This window comes from Collimonas fungivorans (assembly GCF_001584145.1).
Classification (GTDB): domain Bacteria; phylum Pseudomonadota; class Gammaproteobacteria; order Burkholderiales; family Burkholderiaceae_D; genus Collimonas; species Collimonas fungivorans.
In genome coordinates this window covers 4945471-4969106 of sequence record NZ_CP013232.1, presented here as the reverse complement: position 1 = coordinate 4969106, position 23636 = coordinate 4945471, and the positions used below count along the sequence as shown (strand labels likewise).

Below are 23636 nucleotides of genomic sequence, written 5' to 3'. Positions count from 1 at the left end.
CCCTTGTATCTGTGAACTGAGTGCGGCTGCCTCGGCGGAGCGCCAAGAGCGCCGTTGATTAATTGGATAACTGGAAATTGATAGGCACGATGGCAAATACCGGCAGCGGCTTGCCATCTTCCATATAGGGCTTGAACAAAGCTCGCATTACCGCTTGTTTGGCGGCATCGTCGAGGCGGCTGGAACCGGAGGATTTTTGCACCTCGACGCGCTCGGCGCGGCCTTTTTCATTGATCAGGACACGGATGACCGACTTGCCTTCTTCGCCCATGCGCTTGGAGGCCGCCGGATATTTCACGTCGGGCGGCTGGATGTATTCGACTCCGGAAGTGATGGTGCGCGGCTGGGGCGGGGCGGCGGCCGGCGCCGGCGGCGCAGCTGCTGCCGGTTCCTCATGCTGGGGCGGTTGCGGCGCCGGCGTCGGTACTGAAATGGCGGTTTCCGACGGAGTGTTGTTGACTACCGGCGTGGGGCGTGGCGGGGTAATGTTTTTCTTGACGACGGCGACGGTTTTCGGTGCGACCGGCGTAGGTGCGGCCGGCGTCGGCTCAGGTGCTTTTTCCGGTGTGATGAAGCTGGCGAAAATTTCCTTTGGCACGGCTTGCGCGGCCTGGTGAATCAAGCCGCTTTCCAGGGCCCAGAAAAAGGCGACGTGCAGCAGGAGGATCGTCCCCAGGGGGCCAATGCGTTTTATCTTTTTCCACGCAAGCGCAGGGGAGCTGATTGTTGCTGACGACATGGTTGCGCTGATCCTGCTGGGTCGCTGTGTACTAAGCAGCAGCTTGTATGTTTTGTTGAAATACCAATGCTTGAACATGGCGAAGGGCTGCCGGGGCCCGGTTATCCAGGCATTCGCGCAATACGCTTTTCGCGCAGGAATGACATTTCCCGCAGCAGGTGGCAATCCCCAGGTTCTCGCGCAATTCAGACATGGAAGACATGCCCGAATCGACTGCCTGCCGGATCTTGCGGTCCGACACGTTATTGCAAATACAAACGATCATTTTGTACCTCACTGCCATGGTTAAAAGGCAGATTAAGAAATCGAAATTAAGAAATTCGGGTCCGCCGACAAAGATGTTCTTGCGGCGGTTGGCCGTTACTGCGCCATGCTTCATTAACAGACCCGGCTGGCAGCTCCGAACCTGCTGAACAGACTGTACTTCTCAGGGCGAGGCATCGTACTCTCTACCACCGTGCCCCACTGCTCCGACAACTGCAGGCAGGTTGCGCGTAATACCGGCGCCAGGTTCGGCAAATCCGCCAGCGCTTTCAAATGCCGCTCGATCACCGAGGCCAGCTTGACGCAACCGCTGATTTCCTGGCTGTTCGCGGTGTACTGCGACATCAGGTGCAGCACTGCCGAGACCAGCAGCTCCGGCTGTGCCGGTGCGCCGTTTGGCTCCACAAAAGCCGGATTGATTTTCTCCGATACCATCAGCACTCCTCTATCAGTAAACTCGCAGTAACTCGCTGGCTGGCACTTGCTGCGGGCGGGCTGGTGTTGGATCAATTAAAAACGCCGTGCTCAGGTTTCCAATCAAGCGGTCAGGATCAGCTTGTTCAATTGCGTCAGCCGCAGCTTGTAAATCCTGCCGCCGTGGTCAATTTCCAGTTCGCGCATTTGCTTGAACAGATCCTGGCTCTTGATTCGCGTGACTGCTGATGCAACTGACTTCGTGATGCTGGACACAGGGGTTTTCTCAACTTGTGTTTCGCGTCGTATCGTCTGGCTCATTATAGTCCTTTCTGTAAATGCGAACAATTCGTATTTGTATTATTCGTCACCTGAGCGGGGAATGCAAGCGTTTTTAGCGCATCCGGCGGGGTAATCTGGAAAAGATGTCAAGTGGGAAATATCAGCCGCACCTTGCCCATGATGCACATGGGCAAAGTTGCTTCTGGGGAGATGGATTTTTGGGGGACGGGAATAGCGGCAGCGGATCTGGACAGCCGGAAATAAAACAAGCGCAAAGATTGCGCTTGTTTTATTGATATATTGCTAAGGAAAGCCGCAGGCGGTCATTCTGCCTTCGGCTTGGCTGCTTCGCGCCGGTTGAAGCCGGCCACCATGTCGAAGCGGAACAGGCGGCATTCCAGCGCGCCGTTGAAGAAAGGCGTCTTGCGTGCTTCTTTCAGGCGCAGCAGCTTGGGCAAACCGAGGTCGGCGGAAAACAGGAAGATGCTCCAGCCTGCGAAGCGCTGTTTCAGCGTCGTGCCGAAGGCGCTGAAGAAGGCGGTCAGCAAATCGTCGCTGCTCAGGGTGCTGTCGCCGCGCACGCCTATCCGTTCGCCATACGGCGGGTTGGTCAGCATGATGCCGTGCTCGGCGTCGGCCGGCGGTTTGACTTCTTGCGCTTCAATCTGCTTGACCGGCACTTCAAACAGGATGCCGGCGTTGCGCAGGTTGTTGGCCGCGATCTGGACCATGTCGCCGGAGATGTCGCTGCCGAAGATGGTCGGCGTGGCCGGCAAAGGGTTGGGTTTGAAGCTGCCTTTGATCGCCAGCCATTTCGCGCTTTCGAAATCGTTGAATTTTTCAAAGGCGAAGTGACGGCGCGCGCCGGCTGGGATGCCGGCGAGGATCTGGGCTGCTTCGACCAGGATGGTGCCGGAGCCGCACATGGGATCGAACAAGACTGTACCCGGCTTCCAGCCTGAGGTGCGCAGCAGGCCGGCGGCAAGATTCTCGCGCAGCGGCGCGTCGCCGGTTTCGGCGCGCCAGCCGCGCTTGAACAGCGCTTCGCCGGAAGTGTCGAGGTACAGCGTGAAATTGTGGGCATCGAGGAAGCCGACGATGCGCATGTCCGGCGTGCCGGTGTCTACCGACGGCCGCTCATTGCACAGGTCGCGGAAACGGTCGCAAATGCCGTCCTTGATCTTGAGCGTAGTGAACTGCAGGCTGCGCAGCGGCGATTTCACGGCAGTGACGTCGACCCGGATGGTATGGCTGACTGGAAACCAGCTTTCCCATTCCTGTTCCAGCGTCATGTCGTAGATATCGTTTTCATTCTTGTAAGCGCCATGCGTCAGGCGCAGCAGCACCCGGCTGGCGATGCGCGAATGCAGGTTGATGCGCCAGGCGTCGCTTAACAGGCCCGAGCAATGGACGCCGCCCGGCACCTGGGTATGGACCTTGAGGGTGACGGCGGGTGCGCTGAATTGCGCTATTTCATCCAGTTCTTCAGCCAGCGCGGCTTCCAGCCCGCGCGGACAGGGACAAAAATAGGAATGTTTATCGGTAGATTTATGTGACATGGGGGACCTTTTATCCGTTGGTACTACAATTTTGCGTAGGGTGGGCCTATCGTGCCCACGCGTGAATTGACTCCACGCACCTACCTGTTTGGGAGCCGTATGGACCCGTATTCTGGTGGGCACGATGTGCCCACCTTACAAAACAATTCATCTGGCGAAAGCACGTTCCACGAAATCCAGCCGGTCCTGGCCCCAGAACGCTTCGCCGTCGACTACATACCAGGGAGCGCCAAAGATGCTGGCGGAAATGGCTTCCTCGGTAAAACGGTCGAATTCGCTCTGGACGCTGGCGGTTTCCGCCGATTTCAGCAAGGTCTTGCCATCGTGCCCCAGTTCCGAGGCGATCGCAGCCAAGGTGGCGTGGTCGGCGATATTGCGCTGTTCGGCCCAGACTGCGCGCATTATAGCGCCGGTCAGCGCCAGGGCGGCTTCCGTGCCGTGCGCCAGCTGGCCGGCGATGATCAGTTTTGCGGCGTCGTCGCTCTGCACCGGGAAAAACGTCGGCTGCAGGTTGAGCGGCAGCTGCAGGTATTCGCTCCAGCGCCGCAGCTCTTCCAGCCGGTAAGCCTGGCGCTGGGGCGCCCGTTTGGCCAGCGGCAAGCCGCCGGAGGTATTGAAGACCCTGGACAAGTCGCAGGGCTTTAATGCGACCTTGACGTCGTATTGCCTGGACAACGCCACCAGGCGCGTATGGCCCAGGTAGGCGAATGGCGAGTGCGGGGCAAAATAATATTCACAGAGCTTGCTCATGGCTGATCCTCGGATGGGCTTAGAACGGTTTGACAACCACCAGGATGACGATCGCGAGCAGCAGCAGGACCGGCACTTCATTGAACCAGCGCAGCCAGACATGGCTGCGGGTATTCGCCCCGTTTTCAAATTTCTTCAGCAGGCTGCCGCAGGCATGGTGATAGCCGATCACGAGAATCACCAGGAACAGCTTGGCATGCAGCCAGCCGTTGCCCGGACCTTTGCCTATGCCATAACCCAGCCACAGCCAGGCGCCGAAGACAATCGCCGGCAGCGCCAGCATCGTCGTGAAGCGATACAGCTTGCGCGCCATCAGCAGCAACCTTGTGGTGGCGGCAGTATCGGTTTCCTGCGCCAGGTTGACCAGGATACGCGGTAAATAAAACAAACCGGCAAACCATGATGCGATGAAGACAATATGCAGCGATTTGATCCAAAGCATGGTGTTTCCTTTTTTTATTGCGGGAAGGGAAATTCGGTTGCATGGGGACGGCGGTATCGGCCTGACTGCCGCCCGCCGTATTTTATTCGCGTACTTCGCCGTGCCCGAACACCACATATTTTAGCGAAGTCAGGCCTTCCAGGCCGACCGGTCCGCGCGCATGCAGCTTATCGTTGGAGATACCGATCTCGGCGCCGAGGCCGAATTCGAAACCGTCGGCAAAGCGGGTCGAAGCATTGATCATGACCGATGCCGAATCGACTTCGCGCAGGAAGCGCATGGCGCGCGAATGGTTCTCGGTGACGATGCTGTCGGTGTGCTGCGATGAATAGGTATTGATGTGGGCGATTGCTTCATCCACATCGGCAACCACCTTGACCGCCAGGATCGCCGCCAGGTACTCGGTGCGCCAGTCTTCCTCGCTGGCGGCAGCCAGGTGAGGATAACCGGCCAGGATGGCGCGCGCTTCATCGTCGGCGCGCAGTTCGACTTCCTTGCCCTGGTACAGCTTGGCCAGCTGCGGCAAAACCTGCGGCGCAACCGCGCGCGCCACCAGCAAGGTTTCCATGGTGTTGCAAGTGCCGTAACGATGGCATTTGGCATTGAAGGCAATCTTCACGGCCTTGTCGAGATCGGCCTGGTCGTCGATGTAGACGTGGCAGATGCCGTCGAGATGCTTGATCATCGGCACCGTGGCCTCCTTGATCAGGCGTTCGATCAGGCCCTTGCCGCCGCGCGGCACGATAACGTCGACGTATTGCGGCATGGTGATCAGGGCGCCCACCGCGGCGCGGTCGGTAGTGTCGACCACCTGCACCGCATCTTGCGGCAGGCCGGCGCCGGCCAGGCCTTCTTGCACCAGCCTGGCCAGCGCCTGGTTGCAATGGTGCGCTTCCGAGCCGCCGCGCAAGATGGTGGCGTTGCCGCTCTTGATGCACAGGCCTGCTGCATCCACCGTGACATTGGGCCGGGCTTCGTAAATGATGCCGATCACGCCCAGCGGCACCCGCATCTGGCCGACCTGGATGCCGGTAGGACGGTATTTCATGTTCGATATTTCGCCGATCGGATCGGGCAGGGCGACAATCTGTTCGAGTCCGGCGATCATGGTGGCGATGGCTTGCTCAGACAGCGTCAGGCGGTCCAGCATGGCCGGCGCCAGGCCGTTGGCGCGCGCTGTTTCGAGATCGACCTGGTTGGCCGCGCGCAGCAGGTCTGCGTCGCGCCGGATGGCGGCGGCGATCAGGCTCAGCGCGCGGTTCTTGACGGCAGTGTCGGCACGCGCCATGGCGCGCGATGCGGCGCGTGCGCGTTGTCCGACTTCGGTCATGTATTGTTGGATATCCATATGCTCTATCAAGTATGTGCGACTTTTAGACCCAACTGCAGCAAAGCGTCCCAGGCATCGCCGGAAAAGGCTTTGGCACGCAAGCCTTTTACCATCTTGTCGACTTGCGCCGCATCTTTCAAAGCCGCTTCCAATGTCGCCAGGCTCAGGCGCCGCAGCGCCGGTTCCATCAGCCTTTCGCGCGGTCCCCAGATGCGGTATTCCTTCAGCAGCGCCGGTATCGGACGGCCCTGGGCAGCCGCGGATTTCAATTTCAGCAAGGTGCGGATTTCCTCGGAAACCGCCCACAGCACCAGCGGCAGCGCTTCGCCTTCACCTTTCAGTCCGTCCATCATGCGCACCAGGCGCGCGGTATCGCCCACCAGCATTGCTTCATTCAGCTTGAATACATCATAGCGCGCGACGTTGAGCACTGCATCGTGGCACTGTTCGAAGCTCAGTTTGCCGGGGGGGTGCAGCAAGGCCAGCTTCTGGATTTCCTGGTGCGCCGCTAGCAGGTTGCCTTCGACCCGGTCGGCGATGAAATCCAGAGACTGGCGATCCGCGCTCTGTTGCTGGGCCGCCAGGCGGACGCCGATCCAGTTCGGCAGGTGCGCCCGCTCCACTAGAGGAATATCAATATAGACCGCGTTCTGTTGCAGGGTTGCGACCCAGGCAGCTTTCTGGGTGGCCCAGTCAAGCTTGGGCAGGCTGATGATGGTGACGTTGTCCGGATTGAGCGTCGCCGTATAGCTTTGCAAAGCCTGGCCGCCATCCTTGCCCGGCTTGCCGGTCGGGATGCGCAGCTCGATCAGCTTTTTGTCGCCGAACAGCGATTGCGACTGGTTGGCCGCCAGCAGCTCCCCCCATTTGAAGCTGCGGTCGACTACCAGCACGTCGCGCTCGCTGCAGCCGTTGCCGCGTGCGCTCTTGCGTATCTTGTCGGATGCCTCCAGCGCCAGCAGATGCTCGTCGCTGGTGATTACGTACAAGGGCGCCAGGGTTTTCGCCAAATGGCCGTCGAGCGCGTCAAACCGCAGTTGCATGTACAGGTCCCCGGTTATTTGGCGGGCGCGGAAGCTGGACCAGGGACCGGCGCCGGGACGGCTGCCGGCGCTGCCTCCGGCTGGGTCGGCTGGGCGGTCTTGATGGCAGTCAGGCGGCGCAGGATCTGCTGCACCATGTCGCTTTGCATGTCGCGGTACAGCAGCACTTCTTCTGCGGCCTTGGACAGTTCTTGCGACGAGTTGTAGCTGATGTCGCGTTTCAGCGTGATCTGGGTGGCTGGCAGCAGCTCTTTCTTTTGGGCGTCGGTGACGCGGAAAGTCAGCCGGTAATACAGCATGTATTCGCTGGCGCGGCCTGAACTGTTGGTAGTCAGGACTACTTTTTCACGCGTCTCGGCCAGCACTTCCAGGGTTGCCTCGGCGCCTTCGGCTGAAGTCAGCACCTGGGTATTGCCGCTGGCGAGGATGTTGCGCTTGAGCTCGATTCCCAGCGGCGAGTTGGCGCCGAAGGTCATGTACAGCGACTTGAACGGCAGATTGGCCGAGCCGCGCAGCTGGAAGCCGCAGGCGGACAGCAGCGTCATCATGGCCAGTATCAGCAGCCAGGTGCGGGAAGCGGCGGGCATTCCGAGAGGCGTTCTATTCAACATTCGGGCATTCCTTGTTTCAAGGTTCAAGGCCGGACGGGCAGTCCGGCCTGCAGTTAGGTGACGATATTCAGGCGACGATATTGACCAGTTTTCCTGGCACCACGATGATCTTCTTCGGCGCGCCTTCCAGGTATTTCTGGACGCTCTCGTTGGCCAGCGCCGCTGCTTCGATGCTGGCCTTGTCGGCGTCCTTGGCGACGGTGATGCTGCCGCGCAGCTTGCCGTTGACTTGGATCATCATTTCGATTTCGCTCTGCTCCAGCGCCTTGCCGTCCACCTGCGGCCAGCTGGCGTCGAGGATGTCGCCATGGACGGCGGCAAAGCCGAGCTCCTGCCACAGCGCGTGGGTGATGTGCGGCGCCACCGGATTGAGCACGCGCAGGAAAATCGACAGGCCTTCGGTCAGGACCGCATTGCTGGCCGGCGACTGGTCGAGCTTGGCGGCTTCCAGCGTGTTCAGCATTTTCATGCAGGCCGACACCACGGTGTTGTACTGGATGCGCTTGAGATCATGATCTGCTTGCTGCAGGATCTTGTGCACTTCGCGGCGCAAGGTTTTCTGTACATCGTTCAGGCCGGAGAAATCGGCAGCAGCGGCGGGCGCGATGCTGCCGGCGCGGGCATAACTGAAGGCCCAGACCCGGCGCAGAAAGCGGTTGGCGCCTTCCACTCCGGTGCCGGACCATTCCAGGGTCTGTTCCGGCGGCGAGGCAAACATGGTGAACAGGCGCGCGGTATCGGCGCCGTACTGGTCGATCTGGGCTTGCGGATCGATGCCGTTGTTTTTCGACTTCGACATCTTTTCGGTGCCGCCGATTTCCACCGGCTTGCCATCGGTTTTCAGGATGGCGGTCAGCGGCCGTCCCTTGTCGTCGAAGGTCAGGTCGACGTCTTCCGGGTTGTGCCAGGTTTTCTTGCCGCTGGCGTCTTCGCGGAAATAGGTTTCATTGAGCACCATGCCTTGCGTCAGCAGGTTGGAGAACGGTTCGTCGAACTTGATCAGGCCGAAATCGCGCATGACCTTGGTCCAGAAGCGGGCGTACAGCAGATGCAGCACGGCGTGTTCGATACCGCCGATATACTGGTCCATCGGCATCCAGTAATCGTTGCGCGAATCGACCATGGCGTCGTTGCTGTTTGGCGAGCAATAGCGCATGTAATACCAGGACGAGTCGACGAAGGTGTCCATGGTGTCGGTTTCACGCCGTGCCGGCTTGCCGCATTGCGGGCAGTCGACGTGCAGGAATTTTTCATGTTTGTTGAGCGGATTGCCGCTGCCGTCGGGCACGCAGTCTTCCGGCAAGATCACCGGCAAGTCTTTTTCCGGCACCGGCACGTCGCCGCACTCGCCGCAGTGGATGATCGGGATAGGCGTGCCCCAGTAGCGCTGGCGCGAGATGCCCCAGTCGCGCAGGCGGTAGGTGATTTTCTTTTCGCCCAGGCCATGCGCGGCCAGGTCGGCAGCGACCGCATCGACCGCTTCCTGGTAGTGCATGCCATCGTATTTGCCGGAATCGACGCAGACGCCGTTTTCCTTGTCGCCATACCAGTCGTGCCAGCTTTCCTCGGAATAGGTCTTGCCTTCGATGGCGATCACCGGACGGATCGGCAGCACGTATTTCTGGGCGAAGGCGAAGTCGCGTTCGTCGTGCGCCGGCACACCCATCACGGCGCCGTCGCCGTAGGTGATCAGGACATAGTTGCCGACCCATACTTCGATCAGCTGGCCGGTCAATGGATGCGATACGCACAGGCCGGTCGGCATGCCTTTCTTTTCCATCGTCGCCATGTCGGCTTCGATGACGCTGCCCTTTTTGCATTCGGCGATGAATTCGGCCAGTTCCGGACTGCTCTTGGCGGCGAAAGTGGCCAGCGCGTGTTCCGGCGCCACGGCGCAGAAGGTCACGCCCTTGATGGTGTCGGCGCGGGTGGTGAAGACCCACAGCTTGCCGTCCTGGATCACCTTGCCGTCTTCTTCGATCTTGTGCGGGAAAGCAAAGCGCACGCCGGTCGACTTGCCGATCCAGTTGGCCTGCATCAGGCGCACGCGCTCCGGCCAGCCCGGCAGCTTGGTTTCGACATGCTCCAGCAGTTCTTCGGCGTAGTCGGTGATCTTGGCGTAGTACATCGGGATTTCGCGCTTTTCGATCAGCGCGCCCGAGCGCCAGCCGCGGCCGTCGACCACCTGCTCGTTGGCCAGCACGGTCTGGTCGACCGGGTCCCAATTCACGGTGCCGGTTTTTTTGTAGATGATGCCTTGCTCCAGCATCTTGAGGAACATCCACTGGTTCCATTTGTAGTATTCCGGCGTGCAGGCGGTCATTTCGCGCGACCAGTCGATCGCCAGCCCCATCGCTTCCATCTGCTTCTTCATGTGGGCGATGTTGGCATAGGTCCATTGCGCCGGCGGCACGTTATTGGCCATAGCGGCGTTTTCCGCCGGCATGCCGAATGCATCCCAGCCCATCGGCATCAGCACGTTGTAGCCGTTCATCCGCAAATAACGGTACATCACGTCGTTGATGGTGTAGTTGCGCACATGGCCCATGTGCAGCTTGCCCGAAGGATAAGGCAGCATCGAGCAGGCATAGAATTTCTTCTTCTCTTGGCCGTGCCGGTCCTTGGCGTGTTCGACGGTCTTGTAGGCGTCGATGGAATGCCAATGGTCTTGTGCTGATTTTTCGACTTCGGTAGGGCTGTATTTTTCTTGCATGGCTGGAGCTGAAGACTAGAGCTAAAAGGTGAATGTTATTCCGCTTTACAAAAACACAAGGCGCCGCATCGTCGGCGGCAAGTCATGCGTCGGCCGGGACGAATTCGACGATCTTGGTCGTTGCACATCGGGTTGCAAATCGGAATGGAAACTTGCTGAGCCAATATTCATGGCATCCGAACCGGTGATTATACTGGTTCGGATGCCGCTTTAGCGCAAAGGAGGCGTTAGGGAGCGGGGAGTCGCGTCTTGAGTTGGGCAATGCCGGCCGGCAGGCCCGAAAGCCGTCTTGTTTCAGGCTTCGTGGAAGCTGCCGGCGAAGCCGTTCAGCGCGGCCTGGACTGCGCGTTCGGTCAGTTCAATGCGTTTGCGCGCTTCTGAGCGCTTGTGCGAGGGGATTTCCTGCAGATTCGGGACGGGAATTGCCTCGCAGCAGAGTTGGTACTCGCCGTCCGGGCGGCGAATCGCCCCTATTTCTTGCCAGAAATCATCATAGTCCGCAAGCACCTTGCCAGTGCGGATCTGATGGAACAGGACCCGGTTCTGGTTGCCCACCAGGATCAGCTTCTTGCAGCCGTAGGTCCGGCCGATTTCCCGCACCAGCCGCACCATCAGGCCCTTCGGCCGCAGGCCGAACATGTCGCGGGTAGCACTGCGCACCCGTTCCTGGGCGTCGCTGCCGCGCGGGCCCTGCAGACAGCCGACGCCGACGCAGGGGACCATTTCGTTACCGTAAAAAGTGAAGGCCACCGAGAACAGGCGCTGCTGGTCGCTGCACAGGTCCAGCGCCAGCTCGCCCTCACGGTCCAGGGTGGCAATCGACGATAGCCGGATTTCATAAGTGGTTCCGGATTTGCCGCTGAAGCTGCCCAGCAGCAGCGGTGCTTGCGCCGCGCGCAGGACCAAGGGGGCGAGGCCTTGCCGGAAGATGAAATCGTAGTGGCTGACCAGGATATTCATCCGGTCCTGGCTGTGCAAGCGCAGCGACTGATAGGGGCGGTAGATTTTCTGCAGCAGCCTGGGCGTGGCTTGCGCCAGCTTGGCGTGCATCGGCGTTGCATTCCAGTAGGCCAGCCAGCGCTGCGTCTGGCGGTAATGCAGCACGGTGCGGAGACTCAGCTTGAACTGCTTGGCAAAATACGACAAGCCGCGCGGCGAGTGCCTCAGGCAAGTGTGCAGGGTAATGCGCGGACCGCTGCTGCCGGTTCGGGCGAGGGCTGGGCGCAGGTAAAAAAGATGGGATATTTCCGATAGCAACGCCAGGTTTTGCAGGCGGCCGTGGAGCAGCCGGATGGCGCCGCGGCTGATAGCCTTGCCGTATCTGGTGTTCATGGCCAGCATCATCGCCAGGGAGACCAGGCCGGCGACAAAAATGTCCAGCGGATAATGCACGCCCAGGAATATCTTGGCCCAGCTGACGGCCAGCGACAGTATCACCAGCAATACGCCCAGCCATTTGATCTTGATGGTCCTGGCTGTCCATAGCGTCAGGCCGGTGGCCAGGATGACGGCAATCGTGACGCTGGGCGAAATGCAATGCGCGTTTTTGGCCCGGTGCAGGTGATCGGTCCATGCGGTTGGCGCCAGGGCGTCCCAAAACAGGGGGATAAGTTTGCTGGCCAATACCGCAGCAACAGTTGTAACGATTGCCTTGAGGGAAAGCAGGCGGCTAGCCTTGCTGCCGCTGATCCACAGGCCGACCAGGCTGGTCGGCACCAGGTACACGCCCCATTCGGCGATCGCCAGCGCCAGCAGGAATGGAATCCCGATAAAGCCCGGAGGGCCCGCCGACCACAAAAGGTGATTGTAAGAGGACAGCGTCATATGCTTGGGCGATCAGAAGTCTAGCAAAAAATAATAAAAAAACATGTAAACATCTATGTATCTGTTTCGTTACTTTGAGAAACATAAAGATACAAATAAAAATAGAATGTTACATGCAAACTTGCAAGCCGACGCAGTTTGATGAAATTATTGGATTGCCAAGAGGAAATTGATGGCGCCTGGACTAGCGCTGAGAAGCTACAAAGGGAGCGATGGCAAGAAAAAGACAGGCCCGGCAAGGCCGGAAGGCCGCCGGGCGGGGGAAATTACTTTATTGCGAGGGTTTTTTGCCGGCGCTTCAGCGCAGGCCCAGCACATCCTGCATGTCGTACAGGCCGCTGCTCTTGTCGCGCAGGAAACGGGCCGCGCGCAAGCTGCCCTGCGCGTAAGTGACGCGGCTGGAGGATTTGTGCGTGATTTCCACACGCTCGCCGATGCCGGCAAACAACACCGTATGGTCGCCGACGATATCGCCGCCGCGGATGGCTGCAAAACCGATCGAGGACGGATCGCGCTCTCCCGTGATGCCTTCGCGGCCGTAGACCGCGACGTCGTCCAGCTTGCGCCCGAGCGCATCGGCCACGACTTCACCCATCATCAGCGCGGTGCCGGAGGGGGCATCGACCTTGTGGCGGTGATGGGCTTCGATGATTTCAATGTCGTAGCCGTGGGAAAAACTCTTGGCCGCCATTTCCAGCAGTTTCAGCGTGACATTGACGCCGACGCTCATGTTCGAGGCGAACACGATGGCGGTCTTTTTTGCCGCCGCCGCGATTGCTGCCTTGCCGGCTTCGTCGAAACCGGTGGTGCCGATGATCATCTTGATGCCGTGGGCGGCGCAATAGTCGAGGTGTTTCAGCGTGCCTTCCGGACGGGTGAAATCGATCAGGTAAGCCGCTTGCGCCAAGCCCTTGGCCAGATCGGCTTCAATCAGGACATCGGCAGGCTTGCCCAGGAACGCGGCAGCGTCGGTTCCCAGTTCAGGCGCGCCCGGCACGTCCAGCGCACCGGCCAGCAGGGCGTCGTCGGCGTTTTGAATCGCCTCAACCAGCATGCGCCCCATGCGCCCGGAGGCGCCGGCAACGGCTATTTTCATCTGAGTCATTATCTAATTATCTCTGCGGGGTCGCCCAGACAGCGATCTGGACAATTTGTCAATCAGTTCTTGGAAGGGCCAGGCGCGCTAGGCACAGATGGTGCGATTTCGACATTCTTGACGCTCTTCTTGGCTTCCGAAGCGCCGCCTGAAATCCGGTCCAGATAATCGTTCTCAGTAGGCAGGTTGCCGCCGTCGACGCGTGCCAGCAGGTTGCCGTTGAAGAAAACGCTGACCCGGCTGGTGGTGACTTCGCCATTACCCTTTTGCAGGCGGAACACGTAGTCCCAGCGATCGTCATGGAACAAGTCGGTCAGCAGCGGCGTGCCCAGTGCAAACCGCACCTGCTCGCGAGTCATGCCTTCTTTAACTTGTGCCAACATTTCTTTCGAGACAAAGTTTCCCTGCTGGATATCTATCCGGTACGGGGAAAAAATGCCCAGAAAGCGGCGATGCTTGATGGTTTGCACGCCGCTGGTATCAGTGGCGACAGGAGCCGCTGCCGGATCTGTGCCGGCGACGGGTTGGCCGGCCGGGGGATTTTTTGACGCGCAGCCGGCCAGGGCGGCCATGAAGACAACTGCAACGGCTAAAGGGACGATGCGGGCGGAGGTACGGACAGGGGAGAGCAACATTCGCATAAGGATCTCAATTGATTGAGCAACTGTGCTAAAACGCTATATGATAAAGCAGATCATCCATTTGTGACCAAAACATGCCGAACAATCCATCAGAACTGAAAGCCAGCGGCCTCAAAGCCACCTTGCCACGCCTCAAAATCCTGGAAATCTTCCAGAACAGCGAGGTGCGCCACCTGAGCGCCGAGGACGTTTATAAAATCCTGCTGAGCGACAATCTCGACGTCGGCCTGGCGACCGTGTACCGCGTACTGACTCAATTCGAGCAGGCCGGGCTGTTGCAGCGCAACCATTTTGAAACCGGCAAGGCCGTGTTCGAACTCAACGAAGGCTCGCATCACGACCATCTGGTTTGCCTGGATTGCGGCCTGGTGGAAGAGTTTTACGACGAAGAAATTGAAAAACGCCAGAAGATCGTCGCCAAGGAACACGGTTTTGAAATCGCCGACCATGCGCTGGCCCTGTACGGGCATTGCCGCGACTGCCGCAAGAAAAAGGGCTGATCCGGACTATGCCGCCTTGCGCTTGCGCGCCTTCGGCGCCGGCTTGGCGTTAGCCTTGCGCACCGCCGCGGCATAAGCCAACCGCGCCCAGGGCGTCATCGCCGGGGCTGAATCCATCGCCTCTTCAGGCGCCGACCAGTAGCTCATCTCAATGGTTTTTCCCTTGCTTTCGAAGATGCAGGGCGTGCATCCTGCGGCGGCGAACTGCGGCCGGGTTTCTTCGTCAGTCTTGAGGTAGAGGATGCCTTCGGCAACCAGGGCGATCATCATGCTATCGTGGTAGACGCCGTAACCGCCGAACATCTTGCGTGCGCTGATTGCGCCCAGCGGCGCCAGCAGCTCGCGGATATAGTCGATGATGGCGTCGTTGCGGGACACGTTCAGCTGTGGCTCAGGGCGTTCGACAGCAGCTTGGCGGTGATATTCACGATCGGGATCACGCGTTCATACGCCATCCGGGTCGGACCGATCACGCCCAGCGTGCCGACAATCTTGCCGTTGACCTCGTAGGGCGCGGTCACCACGCTCATTTCGTCCATCGGCACCAGCTGCGATTCGCCGCCGATGAAGATCTGGACGCCGGTGGCCTTGCCGGAGATGTCGAGCAATTGCATCAGGCTGGTTTTTTGCTCGAACATGTCGAACAGCTTGCGCAGGGAATCCATGTTCGACGACAGGTCGGTGACGCTGAGCAGGTTGCGTTCGCCCGAAATCACCACTTCGTCGCTGTTGTCGGTCATGGCGTCGCTGCCGGCTTCAACCGCGGCCTGCATCAGCCAGGTCATGTCGTCGCGCAGCTTGCGCAACTCGCCTTGCAGGCGCAGGCGGACATCGTCCAGGCTGAGGCCGCCGTAATGCTGGTTGATGTAGTTGGCGGCCTGCACCAGCTTGGCCGGGCTGTAGTCGACGTCGGTCAGCAACAGCCGGTTCTGGACGTCGCCGTTGGGGCTGACGATCACCAGCAGGATGCGTTTCTCCGAAAGCCGCAGGAATTCGATCTGCTGGAAGATCGATTCGCGCCGCGGCGTCAGCACCACGCCGGCGAAATGCGACAAGGATGACAACACCTGGGCCGCATTGGCGATGATTTTCTGTTGCGAATTCGGCTGCAGGCGCGCCTGCATCTTGGATTCCAGCGCAGTCTCGTCAATCGGCTCGACCGTCAGCAGGGTATCGACAAACATGCGGTAACCGCGCGGCGTCGGCACCCGGCCGGCGGAAGTGTGGGGACTGGCGACAAAACCCATTTCCTCCAGGTCGGCCATGATGTTGCGTATCGTCGCCGGCGACAGTTCCAGGCCGGAGATCTTGGAAAGGGCGCGCGAGCCAACCGGCTGGCCGTCGGCGATATACCGTTCGACCAGGGCTTTGAGCAGGGTTTGAGCGCGATTATCTAGTTGCATATAGGTCTATTTTAGCGAGCACTGCACTGGCTTACCAGCTTATGCATGCACTTATACACTGTTTTTACCCGCCACCCGCGGTTTGTTCCAGCCAGGCCTCCAGCTCATGCAAGCTGGTGCAACTGGCCTGGGCGCTGATGCCGGCCGGCAGCACGCGGTCAAAACGGTTGATCCAGACCGCCTGCAAGCCGGCCTGCTGGGCCCCGGCCACGTCCAGCAAGGGATCGTCGCCGACGTACACAGTGTGTTCGGGCGCTACCCCCAAGGTCGCGCAAGCGGCGTGGAAAATGCTGGGGTCGGGTTTGGCGCAGCCGAAGCTGTGGGCCGCGATGGATGCCTGGAAATGCCGGGCCAGGCCGATTTTGCCGAGGTCGGCGAAACCGTTCGAGACTGTGCCCAGCGGCAGGCGCTGGCTTAACCGCGTCAAGGCCGGCTGGACATCGACGAACGGCGTCACTGCGTGGCGCGCCTCGGAAAACACCGCCATCGCCGCATCCACTTTGCCAGCATCTTCGCCGACGCTGTTGAAAGCGATGGTCAGCGCCGCATGGCGCAGCTTCCAAAGATCAAACTTGAACACCGGGTTGCTTGCCACCAGGTCCATGCGCTGCTGGCGCAGGCTCTCGATCGTATACCGGCGGCTGACCGCGGGGGCATTCTGTTGCAGCCAGTCAAACAGCAACTGCTCGGCGCGCGCGATCACCGGCACGATCGGCCACAAGGTATCGTCGAGGTCGAACAGCAGCGCTTTTATGGCCGGCTTTTTGCCGGTCAGCGGTTTGCCGGGCCGGAAACCTGGGGAGATAGCTGAATTATTCGTCGGGGCCATATGCGTATCCTTCATTGCAAGCCTAAATTATGGTCTAATCGCCAGCATGTGGCCTATAAAATTACCTTCCAAAACGGTTTTGCCAGCGAATTTGCCCGAGTCTATGCCGAAAACCATTGCCATCGTCGGCAAGTATTTCGCCGCCGGCATTTCCGAGTCGCTGACCGAAATCGCCGATTTCCTGCAAGGCCGCGGCCACCATGTGGTGCTGGAGACCGAGACCGCGCAGAACGTCGCGCTGCCGATCGCCGCGATGACGCCGGCGCAGATCGGCCAGCAGGCTGACGCCGCGATCGTGGTCGGCGGCGACGGCACCATGCTGGGTATCGCGCGCCAGCTGGCGCCTTACGACGTGCCTTTGATCGGCATCAACCAGGGCCGCCTCGGATTCATCACCGATATCTCGCTCGAGCGCATGCTGCCGGTGCTGGGTGAAATGCTGGACGGTAAAGTCGAATCGGAGCGGCGCAGCCTGCTGCAGGGTTCGGTCATGCGCGACGGCCAGCAGATCTTCAGCGCGCTGGCGTTCAACGATGTGGTGGTGGCGCGCGGCGCCGGTTCCGGCATGGCGGAGCTGATGGTCGAGGTCGACGGCCGTTTCATGTACAACCAGCGCTCCGACGGCCTGATCGTGGCGACGCCGACCGGTTCCACCGCCTATTCCCTGTCCGCCGGCGGCCCTTTGCTGCATCCTTCGCTGGGCGGCATCGTGCTAGTGCCGATTGCGCCGCATGCGCTGTCGAACCGGCCTATCGTGATTCCGGACAGCAGTGAAATCGTGATCGAAATCGTCAACGGCCGCGACATGAGCGCCAATTTCGACATGCAGTCGCTGGCCAGTCTGCAGCACGGCGACCGCATCCTGATACGGCGCTCCGAACATGCCATCACCTTTTTGCACCCGGCCGGCTGGAGTTATTACGACACCCTGCGGCAAAAGCTGCACTGGAACGAATATCCGTCGGCGGAAGGGCAACTGAAGTAAGAACCTGTTTATGATCTGTAGCGAGCGCCCGTCAGCTGGTACTAAACGGCGCGGAAAAACCGGAATGTACTTCAGTACATGAGGATTTTGAGCACCGGTTAGTGCCAGATCACGGGCGCGCAGTAAGATCATAAACAGGTTCTAAGCCGTCTCCGATTTTGCTATGCTGATTGCCATTATCCAGCGTCGCCTGGCCGGCGCTGTATTTACACCTCTGCATTTATCCTTATTTTGAGCCCTCCCATGCTGCGCACACTTTCCATACGCGATTTTGTCATTGTCGACGCCATCGAGCTTGAATTCGCCGCCGGTTTCACCGTATTCACCGGTGAAACCGGCGCCGGCAAATCCATCCTGATCGACGCCCTGGCGCTGGCGCTGGGCGGCCGCGGCGACGCCAGCGTGGTGCGCGAAGGTGCGGCCAAGGCGGATGTGACGGCGGAGTTCGCACTGGCGGGGGAGGCCGACGGCGAAGTTGGCACCTGGCTGGAACGGAACGAGTTCGCCAGCGAGGAAGGCGTGATCCTGATGCGGCGAGTGATCGACAATGCCGGCCGCTCCAAGGCGTTCATCAACGGCGTGGCGGCAACCGCTGGACAACTGCGCGAACTGGGAGAAATGCTGGTCGATATCCACGGCCAGCACGCGCACCAGTCTTTGCTGAAAAGCGACGCGCAGCGATTGTTGCTGGATGGGCAAGCCGGTTTGCAGGACGATTTGCTGGCCGTGGCGGCCGCCTTCAAAAGCTGGCGTTCGCTGGCGCGCCAGCGCGAAGAATTCGAAACCAACGCCAAGAATGTATTGCTGGAGCGGGAGCGCCTGGAATGGCAGGTCGGCGAACTGGAAAAGCTGGCGGTCAAGCCCGGCGAATGGGATGAGATCACCAATGAGCACAGCCGTCTGTCGCATGCAGCCAGCCTGATCGAAGGGGCGCAGGAAGCGCTCAACGTGATTTCCGAAAACGATGCAGACGATACGCCGCCGATGCTGTCCCAGTTGTCGGCGCTGAACCAGAAGATCGGCAAGCTGGTGGATGTCGACAGCAGCCTCAAGCCGGTGCTGGAAGCGCTGGAGCCGGCGCGCATCCAGCTGCAGGAAGCGGTCTACGCGCTCAACGATTACCTGAGCCGGGTCGAGCTCGATCCGGCGCGCCTGCACCAGGTGGAGGACCGGATGGAAGCGATTCATTCGGCCGGCCGCAAATTCCGGCTGGCGCCGGACGAACTGCCGCAGGAACTGGAAACATTATCGCAACAGCTGCGGCAACTGGCGGACGCCAGCGATCTCGACGCCATGAAGGCGCAGGAAGAAAAGCTGAAGGCAAGCTATCTGGGGCTGGCGCAAAAATTGTCGAAAGCACGGACCAAGGCCGCCCAGGCGCTGGGCACGGCGGTGACCGCGGCGATGCAGGACCTGAGCATGAGCGGCGGCCGTTTTGCGGTTGCGCTGAATCCCTGCGAAGCGGCCAGTTATGGCGTCGAACAGGTGGAATTCCTGGTGGCGGGCCACGCCGGCGTAGCGCCGCGGCCCTTGGCCAAAGTAGCTTCCGGCGGCGAGCTGGCGCGGATAGCGCTGGCGATTTCAGTGATTACCTCCAGTTCCACCGCGACCCCGACCCTGATTTTCGATGAAGTCGACAGCGGCATCGGTGGCGGCGTGGCGGAAGTAGTCGGACGTTTGCTGAAGCGCCTGGGGCAGGATCGCCAGGTGCTGTGCGTGACTCATTTGCCGCAGGTGGCGAGCCAGGCCAACCAGCATTTCCAGGTCAGCAAGCAAAGCCAGGGCAACAAGACCGTATCGGCAATCGACGGCCTGGACGCCAAGAACCGCATCGAAGAAATCGCCCGCATGCTGGGCGGCCTGGAGATTACCGCAACTACGCGCAAGCATGCGCGTGAGCTGCTGGCGCTCTAACTTTTTTCCCCGGAGCTCCCGCATGGCATTCCGTAAAGAACCCCCGTTCACCCATGGCAAGGCCGGCAAGAGCGCGGTGCTGCTGGTCAATCTCGGTACGCCAGATGCGCCGACCACCAAGGCGGTGCGCAGCTACCTGAAGCAATTCCTGTCCGATCCGCGGGTAGTGGAAATACCGCGGGCGATCTGGTGGCTGATCTTGCATTGCGTGATCCTGCCGTTCCGCTCCAGCAAATCGGCGCACAAATATGCTTCCATCTGGAGCAATGAAGGCTCGCCGCTGAAAGTCCACACCAGCAAGCAGGCGATCCTGTTGCGCGGCTACCTCGGGCAGCGCGGCCATCAGGTGCAGGTCGCTTACGCAATGCGCTACGGCTCGCCTTCGATACCGGAAGTGCTGGACCAGCTGAAGGCGGACGGTTGCGAGCGGATCCTGGTCCTGCCTGCGTATCCGCAGTATTCGGCGACCACCACGGCGTCGATCTATGACGCGGTGTTTGCGCACTACGCCCGGGTGCGCAATGTCCCCGAACTGCGTTTCATCAAGCACTACCACGATCACGAAGCCTACATCCAGGCGCTGAAGGAGTCGGTGCTGGCTTACTGGGCGATGCACGGCACGCCGGACCAGCTGATCATGAGTTTTCACGGGGTGCCGAAGCGTACCTTGCTGCTGGGCGACCCCTATCATTGCGAATGCCAGAAAACCGCACGCCTGCTGGCGCAGCAGCTGGGGCTGGGGCCGGAGCGGTATCAGCTGACTTTCCAGTCGCGCTTCGGCAAGGCCGAATGGCTGCAGCCATACACCGCGCCGACCTTGCAAAAACTGGCGAAGCAGGGCGTCGGCCGGGTCGATGTGATGTGCCCGGGTTTCACCAGCGATTGCCTGGAGACCTTGGAAGAGATTGCGATAGAGGCGAAACAGGATTTCCTCAGGGCGGGCGGCAAGGAATTCCATTTCATTGCCTGCCTGAACCAGGCACCGGCCTGGATAACCGGCATGGCCTCGCTGGTAGAGGAGCACATGATCGGCTGGCCTACCACCGAGAGCGAGCGGGAAGAATTGATGCAGCAGGCTGAGGTGTCGCGGCAACAGGCTGTGCGCCTGGGCGCAAGCCAATAGAACAGCCTATCTGGCGTAGAAATTTTGAGTGTGAGTGCGCCGCTCCGGCAAGGCGCAACTATAATGAGCGCCCAATGCCGGGTGCATATGGGCGTTTATTGCTTGTTTTGCAAGTTGCAAAGGCGATCAGCCAAAGTCAATATAATGCGATCAGTTGCGAATAGCTGATCCAGCTTGCTGCAAGCAAAATATAAACGACCAGAAATGCGGAAATTAACGGTAGTTTCACGATATTTCCCTTTTTGTTTGTTGGGGTGAGGCAACATTCGCTTGTTGGAGTCCACACCTACAGCTTAGTTCCGATGTCGCGTTGCAGCAAACCCTGGCTGGTAAATGTTGTTTCAAATTGTTGCCAGGTTTGATGTATTCCCCCGGCAACCGGACCACGGCCTGCAGCCAAATCAGGGCGCTCATTTTTTAACCCTTGAAAAAGTAAGGGCTTAGCCTCATTTGGCTTCCTATACTTAGTAAGTTATTGATTGTTGGAGATTTTTGAATGGAACACATGGAAAATCAGAACGAACAGGCGCAAACGGAAAAGAGCCAGGTTGCCGAAGATGCAGCGGTAATTCCCGAAACGACGCTGGAAGTCCAGTTGTCGGAAGCGCAAGCCAAGATCGCCGAAATGCAGGATGCTTTCCTGCGCGCCAAGGCCGAGTCGGAAAACATCCGCCGCCGGGCCCAGGAAGATATTGCCCGCGCCCATAAATTCGCGATCGAAGGTTTTGCCGAGGCGCTGGTGCCGGTCAAGGACAACCTTGAAATGGCGCTGAAGATCGAAACGCCTTCGCTGGAATCACTCAAGGAAGGCGTGGAAATGACGCTCAAGCAGCTGTCGTCTGCCTTCGAAAGAAACCGTTTGCTGGAAATCTCGCCGGAAGTTGGAGAGAAGCTGGACCCGATGAAGCACCAGGCTATTTCGACAGTGCCGGCCGAGCAGGATGCCAATACCGTGGTGACCGTGCTGCAAAAGGGCTACACCATTGCCGATCGTCTGTTGCGGCCAGCCTTGGTCGTCGTGGCGCAAGGAAAATAGAAAAAAACGCCAGGAGCGAGCAGTTTAGCGCTTGAAAGCGCGCTTTCGCTCCCTATATTCAGACCATCCAAACATTCATCAGATATTCAGTAAAGGACATACACCATGGGTAAAATTATCGGCATTGACTTGGGCACCACCAATTCTTGCGTTTCGGTTATCGAAAACGGTCAGCCAAAAGTGATCGAAAACTCGGAAGGCGCGCGTACTACGCCTTCCATCATCGCTTATCAAGAAGACGGCGAAATCCTGGTCGGCGCTCCTGCCAAGCGCCAGGCAGTCACCAATCCGACCAACACGCTGTACGCCACCAAGCGTCTGATCGGCCGTAAGTTCGACGAAAAAGAAGTGCAGAAAGACATCGCGCTGATGCCTTACCAGATCATCAAGGCCGACAACGGCGATGCATGGGTAGGCGTGCGCGACCAGAAACTGGCGCCGCCGCAAATTTCCGCGGAAGTGCTGCGCAAGATGAAGAAGACTGCTGAAGACTACCTCGGCGAAGAAGTCACCGAAGCCGTGATCACCGTACCGGCTTACTTCAACGATGCCCAGCGCCAAGCCACCAAGGACGCCGGCCGTATCGCTGGCCTGGACGTCAAGCGCATCATCAACGAGCCGACCGCGGCTGCGCTGGCTTTCGGCCTGGACAAGGCAGAAAAGGGCGACCGCAAGATTGCGGTATATGACCTGGGCGGCGGTACATTCGACGTTTCCATCATCGAAATTGCAGATGTCGATGGCGAAAAGCAATTTGAAGTGCTGTCCACCAACGGCGATACTTTCCTCGGCGGCGAAGACTTCGACCAGCGCATCATCGATTACATCCTGGACGAGTTCAAGAAGATCAACGGCATCGACCTGAAGAAGGATGCAATCGCTCTGCAACGCATCAAGGCTTCCGCTGAGCGCGCCAAGATCGAATTGTCGTCGTCGCAACAGACCGAAATCAACGAACCGTACATCGCCATGGCGAACGGTGCACCGATCCACCTGAACCTGAAGATGACCCGCGCCAAGCTGGAATCGCTGGTGGAAGAGCTGATCGCCAAGACCATCGAGCCTTGCCGTATCGCTATCAAGGACGCCGGCGTCAAGGTTTCCGACATCGACGACATCATCCTGGTCGGCGGCATGACCCGCATGCCTAAGGTGCAGGAAAAGGTGAAGGAATTCTTCGGCAAGGAACCACGCAAGGACGTCAATCCGGATGAAGCCGTCGCCGTCGGCGCAGCGATCCAGGGTTCGGTCCTGTCGGGCGACCGCAAGGACTTGCTGTTGCTGGACGTGACGCCATTGTCGCTGGGTATCGAAACCATGGGCGGCGTGATGACCAAGATGATCCAGAAGAACACCACCATCCCGACCAAGTTCAGCCAAGTGTTCTCGACTGCCGACGACAACCAGCCGGCCGTGACCATCAAGGTGTTCCAGGGTGAGCGCGAAATGGCTGCCGGCAACAAGGGCCTGGGCGAATTCAACCTGGAAGGGATCCCGCCGGCATCGCGCGGCACGCCGCAGATCGAAGTCACCTTCGACATCGACGCCAACGGCATCCTGCACGTCGGCGCCAAGGACAAGGCGACCGGCAAGGAAAACAAGATCACCATCAAGGCCAACTCCGGCTTGACCGAAGAAGAAATCCAGAAGATGGTGCGCGACGCCGAGGCGAATGCCGAGGAAGACAAGCGCCTGAAGGAAGTGGCCGAAGCGCATAACCAAGGCGATGCACTGGTCCATTCGACCAAAAAATCGCTGGCTGAATATGGCGACAAGCTGGAAGCCGGCGAAAAAGCTAGCATCGAAGCAGCGATCAAGGAACTGGAAGAAGTATTGAAGGGCAGCGACAAGGCCGCCATCGATAACAAGACAGCTGCCTTGACCACTGCCGCGCAAAAGCTCGGCGAGAAGATGTACGCTGACATGCAGGCGCAGCAAGCTGCCGCTGGCGGCGCTGAAGCCGGTGCGGCGGGTGCGGAAGCCAAGCCGAAAGAAGACGACGTGGTCGACGCCGACTTCAAGGAAGTGAAAGACAAGTAAGATCTTCGTCAGCGCTGGTTTGCGATTTATGCAATGTATAACCGCAAACCGGCGCGAAGATGCGCCGGGCAGATGCTATTGCAGCACTGTTCGGCGTT

The 23636-nt window shown here is 59.5% G+C and carries 23 protein-coding genes; 6 read left to right on the top strand and 17 right to left on the bottom strand.

What is annotated here, in order from left to right:
- Positions 1-58 precede the first annotated feature (58 nt).
- From CFter6_RS21725 to CFter6_RS21660, 14 genes are all read right to left on the bottom strand, one after another.
- Positions 59-739, bottom strand: coding sequence for an energy transducer TonB (locus CFter6_RS21725; protein ID WP_061541687.1), 681 nt, complete (start codon positions 737-739; stop codon positions 59-61).
- A gap of 31 nt (positions 740-770) precedes the next feature.
- Positions 771-1004 (bottom strand): (2Fe-2S)-binding protein, encoded by a 234-nt coding sequence (locus tag CFter6_RS21720; protein WP_061542519.1) that lies wholly within the window; start codon positions 1002-1004, stop codon positions 771-773.
- Positions 1005-1117: 113 nt separating this feature from the next.
- Positions 1118-1438 (bottom strand): hypothetical protein, encoded by a 321-nt coding sequence (locus CFter6_RS21715; protein ID WP_061541686.1) that lies wholly within the window; start codon positions 1436-1438, stop codon positions 1118-1120.
- Positions 1439-1540: 102 nt separating this feature from the next.
- Positions 1541-1738 carry a hemin uptake protein HemP gene (gene hemP, locus CFter6_RS21710; protein ID WP_061541685.1) on the bottom strand — a complete coding sequence of 66 codons (198 nt, stop codon included), beginning with the start codon at positions 1736-1738 and terminating at the stop codon, positions 1541-1543.
- Between the two features lie 284 nt (positions 1739-2022).
- The gene (locus tag CFter6_RS21705; protein ID WP_061541684.1) at positions 2023-3258 is read right to left on the bottom strand and encodes a THUMP domain-containing class I SAM-dependent RNA methyltransferase; all 1236 of its coding nucleotides are present in this window, start codon (positions 3256-3258) and stop codon (positions 2023-2025) included.
- 147 nt (positions 3259-3405) lie between these two features.
- Complete coding sequence (locus CFter6_RS21700; RefSeq protein WP_061541683.1) at positions 3406-4008, bottom strand: 2-hydroxychromene-2-carboxylate isomerase; 603 nt, start codon at positions 4006-4008, stop codon at positions 3406-3408.
- A gap of 19 nt (positions 4009-4027) precedes the next feature.
- The gene (locus CFter6_RS21695; RefSeq protein WP_061541682.1) at positions 4028-4450 is read right to left on the bottom strand and encodes a CopD family protein; all 423 of its coding nucleotides are present in this window, start codon (positions 4448-4450) and stop codon (positions 4028-4030) included.
- An 82-nt stretch (positions 4451-4532) separates the two neighbouring features.
- Positions 4533-5798: a glutamate-5-semialdehyde dehydrogenase gene (locus CFter6_RS21690; RefSeq protein WP_061541681.1), complete on the bottom strand. Its 1266-nt coding sequence runs from the start codon at positions 5796-5798 to the stop codon at positions 4533-4535.
- 8 nt (positions 5799-5806) lie between these two features.
- Positions 5807-6823, bottom strand: coding sequence for a DNA polymerase III subunit delta (gene holA / locus CFter6_RS21685; RefSeq protein ID WP_061541680.1), 1017 nt, complete (start codon positions 6821-6823; stop codon positions 5807-5809).
- Positions 6824-6837: 14 nt separating this feature from the next.
- On the bottom strand, positions 6838-7410 hold the full coding sequence (locus tag CFter6_RS21680; protein ID WP_236904442.1) for an LPS-assembly lipoprotein LptE: 573 nt from the start codon (positions 7408-7410) through the stop codon (positions 6838-6840).
- Positions 7411-7501: 91 nt separating this feature from the next.
- A complete protein-coding gene (gene leuS, locus CFter6_RS21675) occupies positions 7502-10147 on the bottom strand; it encodes a leucine--tRNA ligase (protein ID WP_061541678.1) in 2646 nt (881 codons plus the stop codon).
- 294 nt (positions 10148-10441) lie between these two features.
- Positions 10442-11971 (bottom strand): DUF535 family protein, encoded by a 1530-nt coding sequence (locus tag CFter6_RS21670; protein ID WP_150118836.1) that lies wholly within the window; start codon positions 11969-11971, stop codon positions 10442-10444.
- Between the two features lie 298 nt (positions 11972-12269).
- On the bottom strand, positions 12270-13076 hold the full coding sequence (dapB, locus tag CFter6_RS21665) for a 4-hydroxy-tetrahydrodipicolinate reductase (RefSeq protein ID WP_061541677.1): 807 nt from the start codon (positions 13074-13076) through the stop codon (positions 12270-12272).
- A 53-nt stretch (positions 13077-13129) separates the two neighbouring features.
- Entirely contained in the window at positions 13130-13708 is a 579-nt protein-coding gene (locus CFter6_RS21660) for an outer membrane protein assembly factor BamE (protein ID WP_061541676.1), read from the bottom strand.
- Between the two features lie 74 nt (positions 13709-13782).
- Here CFter6_RS21660 and fur point away from each other — a divergent pair, with 74 nt between their 5' ends.
- Positions 13783-14208: a ferric iron uptake transcriptional regulator gene (gene fur / locus CFter6_RS21655; RefSeq protein WP_014007830.1), complete on the top strand. Its 426-nt coding sequence runs from the start codon at positions 13783-13785 to the stop codon at positions 14206-14208.
- A 6-nt stretch (positions 14209-14214) separates the two neighbouring features.
- Here the strand turns inward: fur and CFter6_RS21650 are convergent, their stop codons facing one another.
- From CFter6_RS21650 to CFter6_RS21640, 3 genes are all read right to left on the bottom strand, one after another.
- The gene (locus CFter6_RS21650) at positions 14215-14586 is read right to left on the bottom strand and encodes a TfoX/Sxy family protein (RefSeq protein WP_061541675.1); all 372 of its coding nucleotides are present in this window, start codon (positions 14584-14586) and stop codon (positions 14215-14217) included.
- Between the two features lie 2 nt (positions 14587-14588).
- Positions 14589-15611 carry a heat-inducible transcriptional repressor HrcA gene (gene hrcA, locus CFter6_RS21645; protein ID WP_061541674.1) on the bottom strand — a complete coding sequence of 341 codons (1023 nt, stop codon included), beginning with the start codon at positions 15609-15611 and terminating at the stop codon, positions 14589-14591.
- Positions 15612-15675: 64 nt separating this feature from the next.
- The gene (locus CFter6_RS21640; protein ID WP_236904441.1) at positions 15676-16440 is read right to left on the bottom strand and encodes an HAD family hydrolase; all 765 of its coding nucleotides are present in this window, start codon (positions 16438-16440) and stop codon (positions 15676-15678) included.
- A gap of 46 nt (positions 16441-16486) precedes the next feature.
- On the opposite strand from CFter6_RS21640, the gene CFter6_RS21635 reads away from it, so the two are divergent.
- From CFter6_RS21635 to dnaK, 5 genes are all read left to right on the top strand, one after another.
- Positions 16487-17425, top strand: coding sequence for an NAD kinase (locus CFter6_RS21635; RefSeq protein WP_061541673.1), 939 nt, complete (start codon positions 16487-16489; stop codon positions 17423-17425).
- A 243-nt stretch (positions 17426-17668) separates the two neighbouring features.
- Positions 17669-19339, top strand: a complete 1671-nt coding sequence (gene recN, locus CFter6_RS21630) for a DNA repair protein RecN (protein WP_061541672.1) — start codon at positions 17669-17671, stop codon at positions 19337-19339.
- 22 nt (positions 19340-19361) lie between these two features.
- Entirely contained in the window at positions 19362-20462 is a 1101-nt protein-coding gene (gene hemH / locus CFter6_RS21625; protein ID WP_061541671.1) for a ferrochelatase, read from the top strand.
- Between the two features lie 496 nt (positions 20463-20958).
- Positions 20959-21498, top strand: a complete 540-nt coding sequence (gene grpE, locus CFter6_RS21620) for a nucleotide exchange factor GrpE (protein WP_014007824.1) — start codon at positions 20959-20961, stop codon at positions 21496-21498.
- Between the two features lie 105 nt (positions 21499-21603).
- On the top strand, positions 21604-23538 hold the full coding sequence (gene dnaK / locus CFter6_RS21615) for a molecular chaperone DnaK (RefSeq protein ID WP_061541670.1): 1935 nt from the start codon (positions 21604-21606) through the stop codon (positions 23536-23538).
- Positions 23539-23636 lie beyond the last annotated feature (98 nt).